Source organism: Kitasatospora sp. NPDC058032 (assembly GCF_042885845.1).
GTDB lineage: Bacteria > Actinomycetota > Actinomycetes > Streptomycetales > Streptomycetaceae > Kitasatospora.
Window position 1 is genome coordinate 1 of the sequence record NZ_JBHVRK010000020.1, and the last position, 20,403, is coordinate 20,403.

General features: G+C 70.3%; 1 protein-coding gene. It reads left to right on the plus strand.

Annotated features, from left to right (window positions below):
- The first annotated feature begins 3 nt into the window (after nucleotides 1–3).
- A complete protein-coding gene (locus ACFVUH_RS27325; RefSeq protein ID WP_387916037.1) occupies nucleotides 4–20,259 on the plus strand; it encodes a non-ribosomal peptide synthase/polyketide synthase in 20,256 nt (6,751 codons plus the stop codon).
- Nucleotides 20,260–20,403: the final 144 nt, after the last annotated feature.

Sequence of the window (20,403 nt, forward strand, 5' to 3'; positions counted from 1 at the left end):
ACCGTGGCGCAGCTCGCGCGTCGGCTGGCCGACCACGCGGGCGAGCTGCGCCCGGCGCTGGTGCCGGTCGCGCGGCCGCAGGTGCTGCCGCTGTCCTACGCCCAGGAGCGGTTGTGGTTCCTGCACAAGCTCGAAGGCCCTTCGGCCACCTACAACATGGCCTTCGCCCTGCGTCTCACGGGTGATCTCGACCCCCAGGTGCTGCAGGACGCCATCAACGACGTCATCGCCCGCCACGAGGCGCTGCGCACCGTCTTCCGGGAGGTCGACGGACGGCCCGGCCAGCACGTCCTCACCCCCGACCGGGCCCGGGTCGCCCTGCACATCCAGCAGATCGACGAGGCCGACCTCACTCAGACGCTGAACCGGGCCGCGCGCCACGAGTTCGACCTGTCCGCACAGGTGCCGCTGGACGCCCGGCTGTACACCCTCAGTCCGACCGAGTCGGTACTGATGCTGATCATCCATCACATCGCTGCGGACGGCTGGTCGATGGCCCCCCTGGCCCGCGACCTCATCGCCGCCTTCACCGCTCGCCTGACCGGCGACGACCCCGACTGGCCGCAGCTGCCGGTCCAGTACGCCGACTACACCCTTTGGCAACGCCACCTTCTCGGCAAGGAGACCGACGTGACCAGCGTGTTCACCCGTCAGTACGAATACTGGGCCGAGCAGCTCGCTGGTTTGCCGGAGCAGGTCACCATCCCCACCGACCGGCCCCGCCCCGCCGTCGCCAGCTATGCCGGCGACGTCATCCGGCTGAGTCTTGACGCGGACCTGCACCGGGACCTCGCCGAGCTGGCCCGCAGCACCGACACGACCGTTTTCATGGTGCTGCAGGCCTCCATGGCCGCCCTGATGACCCGCCTCGGCGCCGGGACCGACATCCCGATCGGCAGCGGTATCGCCGGGCGTACCGACGAGAACGTCGACGACCTCATCGGGCTGTTCGTCAACTCGCTCGTGCTGCGCACCAGCACGGCTCGCAACCCCGTCTTCACCGATCTGCTCGCGCAGGTCCGCCAGACCAGCCTGGCCGCTCACGCGCACCAGGACATCCCGTTCCAGTACCTGGTGGAGAAGCTCAACCCGTACCGCTCCGCCGCGCACCACCCGCTCTTCCAGGTGGCCTTCGTGCTGCAGAACACCGAAGAGGCGGACTTCAAGCTGCCGGACCTCCAGGTCCGCCCGGAGGAGACGCGCACCAGCACCTCGCGCCTCGACGTGCTCATCAGCCTTGGCGAGGAGTACGACGTCGAGCGCGCTCCGACGGGAATCAGCGGGTTCATCGAGTTCTCGACCGACCTCTACGACCGGGCCACCGTCCAGACGCTGATCGAGCGGTGGACGCAGTTGCTGCGGGCCGCGGTCGCGAACCCGTCCCAGCGGATCGGTGCCCTGAACATCCTCACCCTGCGCGAACGCCTCGACCGGGTGGTCCAGTCCGAGCGGGCCGAGCAGCCGACGCTGCCCGAGCTCTTCCAGGCCCAGGTGGAGGCTTCGTCGGACGCCGTCGCGCTGGAAACCGGGGATCGCCTCCTCACCTACGGGGAGTTGAACGCGCGGGCGAACCAGATCGCGCACTGGCTGATCTCGCGCGGCATCGGGGCCGAGGACCTGGTCGGTGTGGTGCTGCCGCGCAGTGCTGATCAGATCGCGGTGATCCTGGGCATCGTGAAGGCGGGCGCGGGCTACCTGCCGGTGGATCCGGAGTACCCGTCCGAGCGCATCGCGTACATGCTCGCCGATGCGGCTCCCGTGCTGCTGCTCACCGGTGCGGGACGGGCGGAGGAGTTGCCGGGCGGTCTGGCCGTCGAGGAACTGGCCGCGGTCTGGGACGGGCAGCCGGTCACCGATCCGACGGACGCGGAGCGGGTCGCACCGCTGAGGGCGGCGAACACCGCCTACACGATCTACACCTCGGGTTCCACGGGCCGGCCCAAGGGCGTCGCCGTCACCCACACGGGTCTGGCGTCGTTGACGATGACGCATCTGGAGCGGTTCGCGGTGACCGCGGGCAGTCGGGTGCTGCAGTTCGCCTCGCCGAGCTTCGACGGCGCGGTGTGGGAGCTGGTGATGGCGCTGACGACCGGCTCGGTGCTGGTGGTGGCGGGGCCGCAGCGGTTGGTGGGCGAGGAGCTCGTCCGCGTGCTGGCCGAGCGGCGGATCACCCATGTGGCGCTCCCGCCCTCGGTGTTGGCGACGCTTCCTGCGGGCAGTGAGTCGGCGCTGTCCGACCTGGGCACGATCGTGGTGTCCGGTGAGGCGTGCCCGCCGGAGCTGGTCGAGCGGTGGTCGGTCGGCCGCCGCATGATCAACTCCTACGGTCCGACGGAGACGACGGTGGACGTCACGGCCAGTGAGCCGCTGTCGGGTACCCACGTCCCGCTCGGGCGGCCGGTGGTCAACACCCAGGTGTACGTGCTGGACGAGAATCTGGAACAGGCGCCGCAGGGTGTCGCGGGTGAGCTGTACGTCGCGGGTCGGGGTCTGGCGCGTGGTTATCTGGGGCGTGCGGGTCTGTCGGCGGAGCGGTTCGTGGCGGATCCGTTCGGTGGTGCCGGGGGCCGGATGTACCGCACGGGTGATGTGGTGCGGTGGAACCGGGACGGTGAGCTGGAGTACCTCGGCCGGGTCGATGACCAGGTGAAGATCCGTGGGTTCCGGATCGAGCCGGGTGAGATCCAGTCGGTGCTGGCTCGGCATGCCGAGGTGGCGCAGGCGGTGGTGGTTCCGCGTGAGGACCAGCCCGGTGACATCCGCCTGGTGGCCTACGTCGTTCCGGAGGCCGATGGTGCCGACGTCGGTGCCGGTGAGCAGGTCGAGCACTGGCGGGAGTTGAACGACTCGCTGTACGAGGGTTCGGCCGCGTCGTTGGGTGAGGACTTCGCGGGGTGGAACAGCTCGTACACGGGTGAGGCGATCCCGCTGGAGGAGATGCGGGAGTGGCGTGCGGCGACGGTGGAGCGGATCCGTTCCTTCGCGCCGCGGCGGGTGCTGGAGATCGGTGTCGGTTCGGGTCTGCTGATGGCGCCGCTGGCGGAGGAGGTCGAGGCCTACTGGGGCACCGACCTGTCCCAGCCGGTGGTGACCCGGCTGGTGGGGCAGGTCGCGGAGCGGGGCTGGGAGCACGTCCAGCTGCGCTGCCAGCCGGCGGAGGACTTCACGGGGCTGCCCGCCGGCTACTTCGACACGATCGTGATCAACTCCGTCGCGCAGTACTTCCCGAACCAGGACTACCTCACCTCCGTCCTCACCCAGGCGTTCCACCTTCTGGCCGAGAGCGGACGGATCGTCCTGGGCGACATCCGCCACGTCGGACTGCTGCGCACCCTCCAGACCGCCGTGCAGGCGCCGAGGGCCGCCAGCGCCGAGCAGCTGCGTTCCGCGCTGGAGCACGCGTTGGTGGTGGAGAAGGAACTGCTGGTCCACCCGGACTACTTCACCGCCTTCGCCGCCACCCACCGTGCGGGTGTGGACATCCGCCTCAAGCGCGGTCAGGCGCACAACGAGCTGACCCGCCACCGCTACGACGTCACCCTCCACAAGAATCCGGCGGAGCTGACCGACGTTGCCGGTTCGGGCGACCAGGCCGGCCAGCCGGTCCTGCACTGGGGGAGCGACCTCACGACCTTGGAGCAGCTCGGGGAGCGGCTGGCCGAAGGCGGCCTTCGTGTGGTGGGTGTTCCCAACGCGCGTCTGTCGGGCGAGTCTGCTGCCGTCGAGGCGCTGGACGCCGGTGAGGACCTGGACGCGGTGCGGTCGGTGCTCGGCTCTGTGGCCGGGATCGACCCGGAGGCCTTCCACCGGTGGGCCGAGGGTCTCGGGTTGCGGGCGGTGGTCACGTGGAGTGCCGGTCTTCCGGGCGGGTTCGACGCGGTCCTGCTGGACGCGGCGGACACCCGGGCGGTGACCGGTGTCTACCGGTCCTCCGGCGGTGGTTCCGCTCTGACGAACTCCCCGGCTCGGGCGCGGACGAGCGGGGCGCTGGTGACGGCGCTGCGGCAGGTGTTGCAGGCGCAGTTGCCGGAGTACATGGTCCCGTCGGCGATCGTCACCCTGGACCGCATTCCGCTGACCCCGAACGGCAAGATCGACCGCAAGGCCCTTCCCGCACCGGAGTACACGTCCGCGGGTGGTGGCCGTGCACCGCGCACACCGCAGGAGGAGATCCTGTGCGCGCTGTTCGCCGAGGTGCTGGGCGTGCCGGGTGTCACGGTGGACGACGATTTCTTCGCGCTCGGCGGTCACTCCCTGCTGGCGACCCAGCTTTCCAGCAGGATCCGGGCCACTCTCGGCACCGAGATGCCTCTCCAGGCGCTTTTCGAGGCGCCCACGGTTGCCAAGCTCTCCGTGCGGCTGGACGAGGGGGCGACGCGTCCGGCTCTCGTCGCGCTGCCCCGGCCGGAGGTGCTGCCGCTGTCCTTCGCCCAGCAGCGGCTGTGGTTCCTGCACCAGCTGGAAGGCCCCTCCGCCACTTACAACATGCCGCTCGCCCTGCGGCTGACCGGTGACCTGGACCGGCCGGCGCTGCGGGAGGCCATCAACGACGTCATCGCGCGCCACGAGGCGCTGCGCACCGTCTTCGAGGACGTCGACGGGCAGCCCCGCCAGCGCGTTCTCGACCCCGAGCACGCCCGGATCGACCTGCGGATCGGCACCACGAGCGAGGACGGTCTCTCCCACCAGCTGCGTCAGGCCGCTCGGCACGAGTTCGACCTGTCGGTCCAGGTGCCGTTGCACGCCGAGTTGTTCACCGTCAGCCCGACGGATTCGGTGCTGATGCTGGTGCTGCACCACATCGCCGGTGACGGCTGGTCCATGGGCCGGCTGGCCCAGGACCTGGTGGCCGCGTACTCCGCCCGCCTGACGGGTGCCGAGCCGGACTGGCCGCAGCTGCCGGTGCAGTACGCCGACTACACGCTGTGGCAGCGCGACCTGCTCGGTGACGACACCGATCCCGACAGCCTGTTCGCCCGCCAGCAGCAGTACTGGACCGGACAGTTGGCCGGCCTTCCGGAGCAGGTCACCGTCCCCACCGACCGGCCCCGCCCCGTGGTGGCCGGCTACGCGGGTGACGTGAGCACCTTCGGCATCGACGCGGAGCTGCACCAGGCGCTGTCCGAGCTGGCCCGTTCCACCGGCACCACCATGTTCATGGTGCTGCAGGCGTCCTTCGCCGCTCTGCTGACCCGTCTCGGCGCCGGAACGGACATCCCGCTCGGTGCACCGATCGCCGGACGCACCGACGAGAACCTCGACCAGCTCATCGGCTTCTTCGTCAACACCTTGGTGCTGCGCACGGACACGGCGGGCAACCCGTCCTTCACCGACCTGCTGGCGCAGGTCCGGCGGAGCAACCTGGAGGCCTACGCCCACCAGGACATCCCGTTCGAGCACCTGGTGGAGAAGCTCAACCCGCACCGCTCCTCCAGCCACCACCCGCTGTTCCAGATCTCCCTGGGACTCCAGAACACCCAGCAGCCGAACTTCGAACTGCCGGGACTCCAGGTCGAGTCCGGCGGCGTCGGAACCGGCACCGCGCGATTCGACCTCGCCATCGTCGTGACCGAGGATCGCGGCGACAACGGTGTGCCCTCCGGCATGCACGGGATGATCGAGTTCGCGACGGACCTGTACGACCGGTCGACGATCGAGGCGCTGACCGAGCGCTGGACCGTGCTGCTGAAGGCGGTCGCCGCCGACCCGACCCAGCCCATCGGTTCGCCGGACATCCTCGTCCCCGGCGAACGAAGCCAACTCCGTGACTGGGCGACCACATCCCGCCCTGACCTTGCCGACGCCACCCTGCCCGAGCTGTTCGAGGCCGTGACCAAGGCGGGCCCGGACACGACCGTCCTCGACACCGGCGATGCGACGTGGACGTACGCGGAGCTGAACGCGCGTGCCAACCGGATCGCGCACTGGCTGATCGGCCGGGGCATCGGTGCGGAGCAGCTCGTCGGCCTGGCGCTGCCGCGCGGCGCGGAACTGTTCGCGGCGATCCTGGGTGTGGTGAAGGCGGGTGCCGGCTACCTGCCGATCGACCCGGACTACCCGTCCGAGCGCATCACCTACATGCTCGCGGATGCCGCTCCCGCACTCGTGCTCGCCACCGACGGGTTGGCGCAGGGGCTCTCCGGCAGCGAAACCGAGATCGTCCCCCTCCGGGCCTACTCGGCCGACGCGGACCGGCAGCCGACCACTGACCCGACCGACGCGGACCGGGTCGCCCCGCTCACCCCCCGGCACCTCGCCTACACCATCTACACCTCCGGCTCCACCGGCCGACCCAAGGGCACCACCGTCACCCACACCGGACTCGCGAGCCTCGCCGCCACCCTGGGCGATCGCTCCGCCACCGGTCCCGACAGCCGGACCCTGCAACTGGCCTCGCCCAGCTTCGACGCCTCGATGCTGGAATTCCTCATGGCGATCAGCAACGGCGGCACCCTCGTCCTGCCTCCGGCCGGCCGTCTCGCCGGCGAGGAACTCGGGCGCGTCCTCGCTGAGCGGCGGATCACCCACGCCTTCATCCCGCCGTCCATCCTCGACACCATTCCGGCCGAGACCGCGCGGAACCTGCCCGACCTCGTCCACCTCCTCGTCGGCGCGGAGCCGTTCCCGCCGCACCTGGTCGAGCTCTGGGCGCCGGGCCGTGCGCTGTACAACGTCTACGGCCCGACCGAGACCACCGTCCTCACCACCATCAGCCGCCCACTCACCCAGCTGCCGACCCCGATCGGGTACCCGAACCACAACGTCCTCACCTACGTGCTGGACGAACGTCTCCAGCCGGCCCCCGTCGGGGTGGGCGGCGAGCTCTACATCGCCGGCAAGGGACTGACCCGCGGCTACCTCAACCGGCCGGCGCTGACCGCCGAGCGATTCGTCGCCGACCCGTTCGGTGCGGCGGGTGGCCGGATGTACCGCACGGGTGACCTGGTGCGGTGGAACCGGGACGGTGAGCTGGAGTACCTGGGCCGTAGTGACGACCAGGTGAAGATCCGCGGGTTCCGGATCGAGCCCGGCGAGGTCCAGGCCGCGCTCACCCGGAACCCCGAGGTCGCCCAGGCCGTCGTCGTCGCCCGCGAGGAGCAGCCCGGCGACGTCCGCCTGGTGGCCTACATCGTCCCGGACGCCGACCAGGGGGGCGAACCCTCTCTGCCGCAGCTCCGCCGTGAGCTGGGACAGCAGCTTCCCGACTACATGGTCCCGGCCGCGATCATGGTGATCGACAGCATCCCGCTGACGCGGAACGGGAAGATCGACCGCAACGCCCTGCCCGCTCCCGTCTACGCGTCGGCCGGCATCGGCCGCGCCGCCCGCACCCCGCAGGAAGAGATCCTCAGCGCGGCGTTCGCCGAGATCCTCGGCCTGCCCGGGGTCGGGGCCGACGACAACTTCTTCGACCTGGGCGGTCACTCGCTGCTGGCCACTCGTCTGATCAGCCGCGTCCGTGCCGCACTCGGCACCGAGATCCCGCTGCGCGCGATCTTCGAGGCCCCGAGCGTGACCCAGCTCGCCCGGCGATTGGCCGACCACGCGGGCGAGCTGCGCCCGGCGCTGGTGCCGGTCGCGCGGCCGCAGGTGCTGCCGCTGTCGTTCGCGCAGGAGCGGTTGTGGTTCCTGCACAAGCTGGAAGGTCCTTCGGCCACCTACAACATGGCCTTCGCCCTGCGGTTGACCGGTGACCTGGACCGGCAGGCACTGCAGGACGCCCTCACCGATGTGATCGCCCGCCACGAGGCGCTGCGCACCGTCTTCCGGGAGGTCGACGGTCAGCCCAGCCAGCACATCCTCGCCCCCGACCAGGCACAGATCATGCTGCAGGCCGTACCGAGCAGTGAGGGCACGCTCCCCGCGCAACTCGACGAAGCGGCCCGGTACGAGTTCGACCTTTCCGGCCAAGTTCCCGTGCGCGCCGAGTTGTTGACCGTCAGCCCGAGCGATTCGGTGCTGATGCTGGTGCTGCACCACATCGCCGGTGACGGCTGGTCGCTCGCGCCGCTGGCCCGCGACCTGATCGCGGCCTACACCGCCCGCCTGACGGGTGCCGAGCCGGACTGGCCGCAACTGCCGGTGCAGTACGCCGACTACACCCTGTGGCAGCGCGAGCTGCTCGGTGACGACGGCGACCCGGAGAGCGCCTTCAGCCGCCAGTACGGCTACTGGGCGGAGCAGTTGGCCGGTCTGCCGGAGCAGGTCACCGTCCCCACCGACCGGCCCCGCCCCGCCGTCGCGGGCAACGCCGGTGCCGCGTGCAACTTCAACTTCGGCGCGGACCTGCACCGGGACCTCGCCGAGCTGGCCCGGTCGTCCGGGGCAACGGTGTTCATGGTGCTGCAGGCATCCGTGGCTGCTCTGCTGACCCGTCTCGGCGCCGGTACGGACATCCCGATCGGTTCTCCGATCGCCGGGCGTACCGACGAGAACCTCGACGACCTGGTCGGGTTCTTCGTCAACACCCTGGTCCTGCGGACCGACACGGCCGGCAACCCGTCCTTCACCGACCTGCTGGCGCAGGTCCGCCGGACCAGCCTGGCGGCTCATGCCCACCAGGACGTCCCGTTCCAGTACCTGGTGGAGAAGCTCAACCCGCACCGCTCCGCTTCGCACCACCCGCTCTTCCAGGTCGCGCTCGCCCTGCAGAACAACGAGCAGGCCGAATTCGAGTTGCCGGGAATGCAGATGCGCTCCGAGAGTGCGCACACGAGCACCTCGCGCTTCGACCTGATGGTCACCCTGACCGAGGAGTACGACGGCGACCACGAGCCCGCAGGCATCGGCGGAGCCATCGAGTTCGCGACGGACCTGTACGACTTGAGCGCGATCGAGACGCTGATCGCGCGCTGGGCCCGGCTGCTGACGGCGATCGCCGCCGACCCGTCCCGGCGGATCGGCTCGCTGGAGCTCATCACCTCCGGGGAAGGCGTTCGGCTCCGGGACTGGGCGACCACGTCCCGGCCCGAGGTCGAGGACTCGACCCTGCCCGGGTTGTTCGAGGCCAGGGTGGCGGTTGCGCCGGACGTGGTGGCGTTGGAGGCCGGGGATGAGACCTGGACGTATGCGGAGTTGAACGCGCGGGCGAATCAGATCGCGCACTGGCTGATCGGCCGGGGTGTCGGGGCTGAGGATCTGGTCGGTGTGGCGTTGCCGCGCGGTGTCGAGCAGGTCGCGGTGATCCTGGGTGTGGTGAAGGCGGGCGCGGGTTACCTGCCGGTGGATCCGGAGTACCCGGCGGATCGCATCGCGTACATGCTGGCCGATGCCGCTCCCGTCCTGTTGCTCAGCACGGGGCGGCTGGCGGAGGAGTTGCCGGAGGGTCTGGCCGTCGAAGAGTTGGCCGTGGAGGGGCTGGCCGGGGTCTGGGACGGGCAGCCGGCCAGTGATCCGACGGATGCGGACCGGGTCGCACCACTCACCCCGGCGAACACCGCGTACACGATCTACACCTCGGGTTCCACGGGTCGGCCCAAGGGTGTCACTGTCGCGCATACGGGTCTGGCGTCGTTGGTCGCCACGCTGGTCGAGCGTTGCGCTCTTGGTGAGGGCAGTCGTGTGCTGCGGTTCACCTCGGCGAGTTTCGATGTCTCGGTCATCGAGTTGATGCTCGGGTTTGCCGTGGGGGCCACGTTGGTGGTGCCGCGGGTTTCCCTGCTGGCGGGTGAGGAGCTGGGCCGGGTGCTGGCCGAGCGGCGGATCAGTCATGTGTTCCTGCCGCCGTCGGCTCTGGCGAGTCTGCCGTCCGGTACCGAGGGTGCGTTGCCTGATCTGGGCACCGTCGTGGTGGCGGGTGAGGCGTGCCCGCCCGATCTGGCGGAGCGGTGGTCGGTGGGGCGTCGGATGATCAACGCTTATGGGCCGACCGAGACCACCGTCTATGCGTCGACCGGTGGTCCGTTGTCCGGGCCGAGGGTTCCGATCGGGCGGCCGGTGGTCAACACCCGGGTGTACGTCCTCGACGAGTATCTGCGGCCGGTGCCGCAGGGTGTCGCGGGTGAGTTGTATGTGGCGGGTCGGGGTCTGGCGCGTGGTTATCTGGGGCGTGCGGGTCTGTCGGCGGAGCGGTTCGTGGCGGATCCGTTCGGTGCGGCGGGTGGCCGGATGTATCGCACGGGTGACCTGGTGCGGTGGAACCGGGACGGTGAGCTGGAGTACCTGGGTCGTAGTGACGATCAGGTGAAGATCCGTGGGTTCCGGATCGAGCCGGGTGAGGTCCAGTCGGTGCTGGCGCGGCATGCCGAGGTGGCGCAGGCGGTGGTGGTTCCGCGTGAGGACCAGCCCGGCGATGTGCGCCTGGTGGCCTACGTCGTTCCGGGGGCCGGTGGTGGTGCCGACGTCGGTGCCGGTGCCGGTGAGCAGGTTGAGGACTGGCGGGAGTTGTACGACTCGTTGTACGAGGGTTCGGCCGCGTCGTTGGGTGAGGATTTCGCGGGGTGGAACAGCTCGTACACGGGTGAGGCGATCCCGTTGGAGGAGATGCGGGAGTGGCGTGCGGCGACGGTGGAGCGGATTCGTTCCTTCGCGCCGCGGCGGGTGTTGGAGATCGGTGTCGGTTCGGGTCTGTTGATGGCGCCGCTGGCGGGGGAGGTCGAGGCCTACTGGGGCACCGACCTGTCGCAGCCGGTGGTGACCCGGCTGGTGGGGCAGGTCGCGGAGCGGGGCTGGGAGCACGTCCAGCTGCGCTGCCGGCCGGCGGAGGACTTCACCGGACTACCTACCGGTTACTTCGACACGATCGTGATCAACTCCGTCGCGCAGTACTTCCCGAACCGGGAGTACCTCACCTCCGTCCTGCGTCAGGCGCTGGAGTTGCTGGCGGACGGTGGCCGGGTCCTGCTGGGTGACATCCGTCATCTGGGACAGCTGCGGATGTTCCATGCCGCGGTGCAGGCGCCGCGGGCGGCGAGTGCGGCCAGGCTGCGTTCGGCGGTGGAGCACGCCCTGGTGGTGGAGAAGGAACTGCTGGTCCACCCGGACTACTTCACCGCTCTCGCCGCCGAGTGCGGTGCGGGTGTGGACATCCGGATCAAGCGTGGTCAGGCGCACAACGAGCTCACCCGCCACCGTTACGAGGTCGCCCTTCACAAGGGTGCGGAGGCGTTGACGGATCTGGCCGGCCTGCCGGTGGTGCGGTGGGGGAGCGACCTCACGACCTTGGAGCAGCTCGGGGAGCGGCTGGCCGAAGGCGGCCTTCGTGTGGTGGGTGTTCCCGACGCGCGTCTGTCGGGTGAGGCGGCTGCCGTCGAGGCGCTGGACGCCGGTGAGGACCTGGACGCGGTGCGGACGGTGCTCGGCTCGGTGGCCGGGATCGACCCGGAGGCCTTCTACCAGTGGGCCGAGGGTCTCGGGTTCCGGGCGGTGGTCACGTGGAGCGCCGGTCTTCCGGGCGGGTTCGACGCGGTCCTGCTGGACGCGGCGGACACCCGGGCGGTGACCGGTGTGTACGCGTCGGGTCGGACGGGTTCCGCTCTGACGAACTCCCCGGCCCGGGCGCGGACGAGCGGGGCGCTGGTGACGGCGCTGCGGCAGGTGCTGCAGGCGCAGTTGCCGGAGTACATGGTCCCGTCGGCGATCGTCACCCTGGACCGCATTCCGCTGACCCCGAACGGCAAGATCGACCGCAAGGCCCTTCCCGCACCGGAGTACACGTCCACCGCCGGAGGCCGTGCACCGCGCACACCGCAGGAGGAGATCCTGTGCGCGCTGTTCGCCGAGGTGCTGGGCGTGCCGGGTGTCACGGTGGACGACGACTTCTTCGAGCTCGGCGGTCACTCCCTGCTGGCGACCCAGCTCTCCAGCAGGATCCGGACCACCCTCGGCACCGAGGCGCCTCTCCAGACACTCTTCGAGGCGCCCACGGTTGCCAGGCTCGCGCCGCGCCTGACCCGGAACAGTGAGCTGCGCCCGCCGCTCCTGCCCGCCACCCGGCCCAACCCCCTTCCCCTCTCCTACGCCCAGCAGCAACTCTGGTTCCTGCACCAGCTGGAAGGCCCCTCCGCCACCTACAACATTCCGTTGGTGCTGCGGCTCACCGGTCAACTGGACCAGCAGGCGCTGCGGGAGGCCATCAGCGACGTCATCGCGCGCCACGAGGCACTGCGCACCGTCTTCGAGGACGTCGACGGGCAGCCCCACCAGCGCGTTCTCGACCCCGAGCACGCTCGCATCGACCTGCACGTCCAGCAGGTCGATCAGGCCGACGTCATGCAGGTGCTGGAGCAGGCCGCCCGGCACGAGTTCGACCTGTCGGTCCAGGTGCCGTTGCACGCCGAGCTGTTCACCGTCAGCCCGAGCGAGTCGGTGCTGATGCTGGTGCTGCACCACATCGCCGGTGACGGCTGGTCGCTCGCGCCGTTGGCCCGCGACCTGGTCGCCGCGTACTCCGCCCGACTCGAGGGTTCCGCGCCGCAGTGGCCGCAGCTTCCGGTGCAGTACGCCGACTACACGCTGTGGCAGCGCGACCTGCTCGGTGACGACACCGATCCCGACAGCCTCTTCGTCCGCCAACAGGATTACTGGGCAGAGCAGTTGGCCGGCCTGCCGGAGCAGGTCACCGTCCCCGCCGACCGGCCCCGCCCGGCCGTCGCCAGTTACGCCGGCGATTCCACCACCTTCGGCATCGACGCGGAGCTGCACCAGGCGCTGTCCGAGCTGGCCCGTTCGACCGGCACCACCATGTTCATGGTGCTGCAGGCGTCCTTCGCCGCTCTGCTGACCCGTCTCGGCGCCGGCACGGACATCCCGCTCGGCGCACCGATCGCCGGACGCACCGACGAGAACCTCGACCAGCTCATCGGCTTCTTCGTCAACACCCTCGTGGTACGGACGGACACGGCGGGCAACCCGTCCTTCACCGACCTGCTGGCGCAGGTCCGCCGGACGAGCCTGGAGGCCTACGCCCACCAGGACATCCCGTTCGAGCACCTGGTGGAGAAGCTCAATCCGCACCGCAGCACCACGCACCACCCCCTGTTCCAGGTCATGCTCGCCCTCCTCAACACCGAGCAGCCGGACTTCGAACTGCCCGACCTGCAAGCGGAACCGGCCGGCGTGGCCCTGGGCACGTCCAGGTTCGACATGTTCATCAACATGGGGGAGCACCGGGACGACAACGGCACCCCGGCCGGCATGTCCGGCACGGTCGAGTTCGCCACCGACCTCTACGACCGGTCGACGATCGAGGCGCTGACCGCACGCTGGGCCCGGCTGCTGAAGGCGGTCGCCGCCGACCCGTCCCGTCCGATCGGCTCGCTGGACATCCTCGCCCCGGGCGAGCGTCACCAGCTGCGCAGCTGGGCGGCCACCCCCCGGCCCGAGATCGGCGACGCCACGCTGTCGGAGCTGTTCCAGGCCCGGGTGCAGGCCACGCCCGACGCCACCGCCCTGGAGGCCGGGGACGCGACCTGGACGTATGCGGAGCTGAACGCGCGTGCCAACCGGATCGCGCACTGGCTGATCGGCCGGGGCATCGGGGCGGAGCAGCTCGTCGGCCTCGCGCTGCCGCGCAGCGCCGAGCAGCTCGCCGTGATCCTGGGCATCGCGAAGGCGGGCGCCGCCTACCTGCCGGTCGACCCGGACTACCCGGCGGATCGCATCGCGTACATGCTCGCGGATGCCGCCCCCGCCCTGCTGCTCACCACCGACCGGTTGAGTGAGGACCTCGTCGGCGCTGCCGGTCCCGGCAGCGAGATCCTCACGATCGAGTCCCAGGCCAGGCTGTGGGACCAGCAGCCGACCGGCGACCCGACCGATACGGACCGGATCGCACCGCTCACCCCGGCGAACACCGCCTACACCTTCTACACCTCCGGCTCCACCGGCCGGCCCAAGGGCAGCGTCATCGCCCACTCCGGGCTGGCCGACCTCATAGCCACCGCGGTCGAGCGGTGCGAGGCCGGTCCGGAGAGCCGCGTCCTGCAACTGGCCTCGCCCAGCTTCGACCCCGCTGTGGTCGAGATCTTCATGGCCTTCGCCGCGGGCGCAACCCTCGTGCTGCCGTCCGGCGGTCGCCTGGCGGGCCTTGAGCTCGCCAGGGTCATCGCCGACCGGCACATCACGCACGCCTTCATCACCGCCTCGCGGCTCGCGAGCCTGCCCGAGGGAAGCGAGGCCGAGCTGTCCGAGCTGAACGTCCTGGGCATGATCGGTGAGCCCACACCGCCGGCACTGGTGGACCGCTGGTCGCCGGGCCGGCGGATGGTCAACGCGTACGGGCCGACGGAGTGCACCGTGTACGCGACGATCAGCCGGCCGTTCGCGGCCGGGCGCGCCCCCATCGGATACCCGGTCGCCAACGCCCGGCTCCACGTGCTGGACGAGTACCTGCAGCCGGTTCCTCCGGGTGTCGCGGGCGAGCTCTACGTCGCGGGCAAGGGCGTGGGCCGTGGCTACCTGAACCGGCCCGGTCTGAGTGCCGAGCGGTTCGTGGCGGATCCGTTCGGTGCGGCCGGGGGCCGGATGTACCGCACGGGTGACCTGGTGCGGTGGAACCGGGACGGTGAGCTGGAGTACCTGGGCCGTAGTGACGACCAGGTGAAGATCCGTGGGTTCCGGATCGAGCCCGGCGAGGTCCAGGCCGCGCTCACCCGGAACCCCGAGGTCGCCCAGGCCGTCGTCGTCGCTCGCGAGGAGCAGCCCGGCGACGTCCGCCTGATCGCCTACATCGTGCCGAGCGGCGGAGGCGAGCCCGCACTGCCGCAGCTGCGACAGGACCTGCGGCAGCAGCTCCCGGACTACATGGTCCCCGCTGCCGTCATCGTCATCGACCGCATCCCGCTCACCCCGAACGGGAAGATCGACCGCGCGGCACTCCCGGCTCCTGACCGCGCCCCCGTCTCCACCGGGCGTGCCCCCCGCACCCCGCGGGAGGAGATCCTGTGCACGCTGTTCGCCGAGGTCCTGGGACGGCCGAGTGTCGGGGTCGACGACAGCTTCTTCGACCTGGGCGGTCACTCGCTGCTGGCCACCCGTCTGATCAGCCGCATCCGCAAGACCCTGGGCATCGAGGCCCCGCTGCGGGCCTTCTTCGAGGCTCCGACCGTGGCCCAGCTGGCCGAGCGCCTGGTGGAGGGGCACGGGCAGACACGGCTCGCCCTGGCGCCGGCCACCCGGCCCGAGGCCATCCCGCTGTCGTTCGCCCAGGAGCGGCTGTGGTTCATCCACAAGCTCGAAGGCCCCTCCGCCACCTACAACATGCCGCTCGCCCTGCGGCTGACCGGTGACCTGGACCGGCAGGCGCTGCAGGACGCCATCAACGACGTCATCGCACGCCACGAGGCGCTGCGCACCGTCTTCCGGGACGTCGACGGACAGGGCCGCCAGTACATCCTCGATCCCGATCGGTCCCGCATCGACCTGCACGCCGTCCCCGTGGACGAGGACCGGATCCAGGAGGAGCTGAACCGGGCCGCGCGCCACGAGTTCGACCTGTCGGTCCAGGTGCCGCTCCACGCGGAGCTGTTGACCGTCAGCCCGACGGATTCGGTGCTGATGCTGGTGCTGCACCACATCGCCGGTGACGGCTGGTCGATGGCGCCGCTGGCCCGCGACCTGATCGCGGCCTACACCGCCCGCCTGACGGGTGCCGAGCCGGACTGGCCGCAGCTGCCGGTGCAGTACGCCGACTACACGCTGTGGCAGCGTGATCTGCTCGGTGACGACAGTGACCCGGAGAGCCCGTTCAGCCGCCAGTACGGCTACTGGGCTGAGCAGTTGGCCGGTCTGCCGGAGCAGGTCACCGTCCCCACCGACCGGCCCCGCCCCACCACCGCCGGCAACGCCGGTGACGTCTGCGCCTTCTCCTTCGACGCCGACCTGCACCGGGACCTCGCTCAGTTGGCCCGGTCGGCCGGGGCAACGGTGTTCATGGTGCTGCAGGCCTCCATGGCCGCCCTGATGACCCGCCTCGGTGCCGGGACCGACATCCCGATCGGCAGCGGTATCGCCGGGCGGACCGACGAGAACCTCGACGACCTGGTGGGCTTCTTCGTCAACACCCTGGTGCTGCGCACCGACACGGCCGGCAACCCGTCCTTCACCGACCTGCTGGCGCAGGTCCGGCGGACCAGCCTGGAGGCCTACGCCCACCAGGACGTCCCGTTCCAGTACCTGGTGGAGAAGCTCAACCCCCGCCGTTCCGCGGCACACCACCCGCTCTTCCAGGTCATGCTGGCTCTGCAGAACAACGAGCAGGCCGAATTCCAGCTCCCGGGACTGCGGGTCAGCCACCAGCCCGCGGCAACGGACACGTCCCGCTTCGACCTGTTCGTCAACATCGGCGAGTTCCACGAACGTGACGGCTCGCCCACGGGGGTCGCCGGATACATCGAGTTCGCGACGGACCTGTACGACCGGTCGACGATCGAGGCGCTGGCCGAGCGTTGGGCCCGGCTGTTGAAGGCGGTCTCCGCCGATCCGTCCCGGCCGATCGGCTCGCTGGACTTCCTCACCGAGGGTGAGGAGGCCCGGCTCCGGGACTGGGTGACCACGTTCCGGCCCGAGGTCGAGGAAGCGACGCTGCCCGGGCTGTTCGAGGCCAGGGTGGCGGTTGCGCCGGACGCGGTGGCGCTGGAGGCCGGGGATGAGACCTGGACGTATGCGGAGCTGAACGCGCGTGCCAACCGGATCGCGCACTGGCTGATCGGCCGGGGCATCGGGGCCGAGCAGCTCGTCGGCCTGGCGCTGCCGCGCGGCGCGGAACTGTTCGCGGCGATCCTGGGTGTGGTGAAGGCGGGCGCGGGTTACCTGCCGGTGGATCCGGACTACCCGGCGGATCGCATCGCCTACATGCTCGCGGATGCCGCTCCCGCCCTGCTGCTCACGACCGGGCGGCTGGCGGAGGAGTTGCCGGAGGGTCTGGCGGTCGAGGAGCTGGCCGGGGTCTGGGACGGGCAGCCGGCCAGTGATCCGACGGACGCGGAGCGGGTCGCGCCGCTCACCCCGGTGAACACCGCCTACGTCATCTACACCTCGGGTTCCACGGGTCGGCCCAAGGGCGTCACCGTCACGCACACGGGTCTGGCCTCGCTGGCCTCCACGCTGGTCGAGCGCTGCCGTACCACTGACCGGAGCCGGGTCGTGCAGCTGGCCTCGCCCAGCTTCGACGCCTCCGTCCTGGAACTGCTGATGGCCCTCAGCGGCGGCGGCACCCTCGTCGTGCCCCCGCCGGGCCGTCTGGCGGGGGAGGACCTGGCCAGGGTCCTGGCGGACCGGCGGATCACCCACGCGTTCATCCCGCCGTCCGTTCTGGCCACCCTCCCGGCCCAGGCGCCCAGCACGCTCACCGAGCTCTCCGGCCTCATCGTCGGCGCCGAGGCGTGCCCGCCGGAGCTGGTTCCGTTGTGGGCACCCGGCCGCCACATGGCCAACCTCTACGGGCCGACCGAGGCCACCATCTCCACCACCATCAGCCGCTCCCTCACCGAGCCCTACACGCCCATCGGCGCCCCCAACCACAACACCTACGCGCACGTTCTCGACGAGTATCTGCGGCCGGTGCCGCAGGGTGTCGCGGGTGAGTTGTATGTGGCGGGTCGGGGTCTGGCGCGTGGTTATCTGGGGCGTGCGGGTCTGTCGGCGGAGCGGTTCGTGGCGGATCCGTTCGGTGCGGCGGGCGACCGGATGTATCGCACGGGTGACCTGGTGCGGTGGAACCGGGACGGTGAGCTGGAGTACCTGGGCCGTAGTGACGATCAGGTGAAGATCCGTGGGTTCCGGATCGAGCCGGGTGAGGTCCAGTCGGTGCTGGCTCGGCATGCCGAGGTGGCGCAGGCGGTGGTGGTTCCGCGTGAGGACCAGCCCGGTGACACCCGTCTGGTGGCCTACGTCGTGCCGGGGACCGGTGGTGGTGCCGACGTCGGTGCCGGTGCCGGTGAGCAGGTTGAGGACTGGCGGGAGTTGTACGACTCGTTGTACGAGGGTTCGGCCGCGTCGTTGGGTGAGGATTTCGCGGGGTGGAACAGCTCGTACACGGGTGAGGCGATCCCGTTGGAGGAGATGCGGGAGTGGCGTGCGGCGACGGTGGAGCGGATTCGTTCCTTCGCGCCGCGGCGGGTGTTGGAGATCGGTGTCGGTTCGGGTCTGTTGATGGCGCCGCTGGCGGAGGGGGTCGAGGCCTACTGGGGTACGGACCTGTCGCAGCCGGTGGTGACCCGGTTGGTGGGGCAGGTCGCGGAGCGGGGCTGGGAGCACGTCGAGTTGCGCTGCCGGCCGGCGGAGGACTTCACCGGACTACCTACCGGTTACTTCGACACGATCGTGATCAACTCGGTTGCGCAGTACTTCCCGAACCGGGAGTACCTCACCTCCGTTCTGCGTCAGGCGCTGGAGTTGCTGGCGGACGGTGGCCGGGTTCTGCTGGGTGACATCCGTCATCTGGGACAGCTGCGGATGTTCCATGCCGCGGTGCAGGCGCCGCGGGCGGCGAGTGCGGCCAGGCTGCGTTCGGCGGTGGAGCACGCGTTGGTGGTGGAGAAGGAACTGCTGGTCCACCCGGACTACTTCACCGCTCTCGCCGCCGAGTGCGGTGCGGGTGTGGACATCCGCCTCAAGCGTGGTGAGGCGCACAACGAGCTGACCCGCCACCGTTACGAGGTCGCCCTCCATAAGGGTGCGGAGGCGTTGACGGATCTGGCCGGCCTGCCGGTGGTGCGGTGGGGGAGCGACCTCAGCACGTTGGACGGGTTGCGGGAGCGGCTTGCCGGTGGCGTGCCGCTGCGTGTGACGGGTGTTCCCGACGCGCGTCTGTCGGGCGAGTCTGCTGCCGTCGAGGCGCTGGACGCCGGTGAGGACCTGGACGCGGTGCGGTCGGTGCTCGGCTCGGTGGCCGGGATCGATCCGGAGGCCTTCCACCGGTGGGCCGAGGGCCTCGGGTTCCGGGCGGTGGTCACGTGGAGTGCCGGTCTTCCGGGCGGGTTCGACGCGGTCCTGCTGGACATGGCGGACACCCGGGCGGTGACCGGCGGGTACGAGTCGGGTCGGACGGGTTCCGCTCTGACGAACTCCCCGGCTCGGGCGCGGACGAGCGGGGCGCTGGTGACGGCGCTGCGGCAGGTGTTGCAGGCGCAGTTGCCGGAGTACATGGTCCCGTCGGCGATCGTCACCCTGGACCGTATTCCGCTGACGCCGAACGGCAAGATCGACCGCAAGGCCCTTCCCGCACCGGAGTACACGTCCACCACCGATGGCCGCGCACCGCGCACACCGCAGGAGGAGATCCTCTGCACGCTGTTCGCGGAGATCCTCGGTCTGCCCAGCGTCGGGATCGATGACAACTTCTTCGCGCTCGGCGGTCACTCCCTGCTGGCGACCCAGCTCACCAGCAGGATCCGGGCCACCCTCGGCACCGAGATGCCCCTCCAGACCCTCTTCGAGGCGCCGACCGTCGCCGAGCTCTCCGCGAGCCTCGAAGCCGGCACACCCAGCAGCGCCTTCGAGGTCCTGTTGCCGCTTCGGAAGCAGGGGCGGCACGCTCCGCTGTTCGTCGTGCACCAGGGAGCGGGCATGTGCTGGTCGTACGCCGGAATCCTGCCGCACCTCAGCCCGGACTTCCCGGTCTACGGGCTCCAGGCCCACGGGCTGGCTCATCCCGATGAGCTCCGCAACAGCGTCGAGGAGGTGGCGGACGACTGCATCGAGCAGATGCTGAAGGTGCAGCCTGAAGGGCCCTACCACCTGATGGGGCACTCGTTCGGCGGAATCCTGTCCCACGCCATCGCGGCGAGGCTCGCGGAACGCGGTGAGCGGGTCGACCTCCTGGTCTTCCTGGACTCCGATCCCGCCAAGCCGATCCCCGAGGAGCTGTTCGACAGGCAGGACGAGATGCAGCTGATGTACGGCGCGATCCTGGAGGCGCTCGGAGTCAACACCGAACAACTGGCCAATGGGATGCCCACGTTCGAGGACTTCTCCAAGCTCGCGCGCGGGACGAACACGGTCCTCGGCAGCCTCGAGGAGAGCCGCTTCGTCACCCTGATGAGCGTCATCAAGAACAACATCATGCTGATGAGCAAATACCGCCACCAGCGGGTCTCGACGGACGCGATGATCTTCGCGGCCACTCGCCACCGCTCCGGCTACGTCATTCCGGCGGATGCCTGGAGCATGTACGTGGACGGCGAGGTCGCCCACCACGAGGTGGATTGCACCCACCAGACCATCACGACGCCGCACATGTTCCGGGAGATCGGGCCTCTCGTCGAGGCGAAGCTCCGGAAGCTCGCCGAGAACGCGAGCCTCCCCGCCGGCACCGAGTAGGGGTAGACCGGCAGCGGCCACAGCCGGCACGAATCGACGGTGGCTCGAGAAGACCCCGCCCCGGGGGGGCGGGCGGGTACATGGAGGGCGGCGGGCGGGGCGTGGGTGGGGGGGGGGGTGGGGTGGAGCGCCAGCGGCACCACC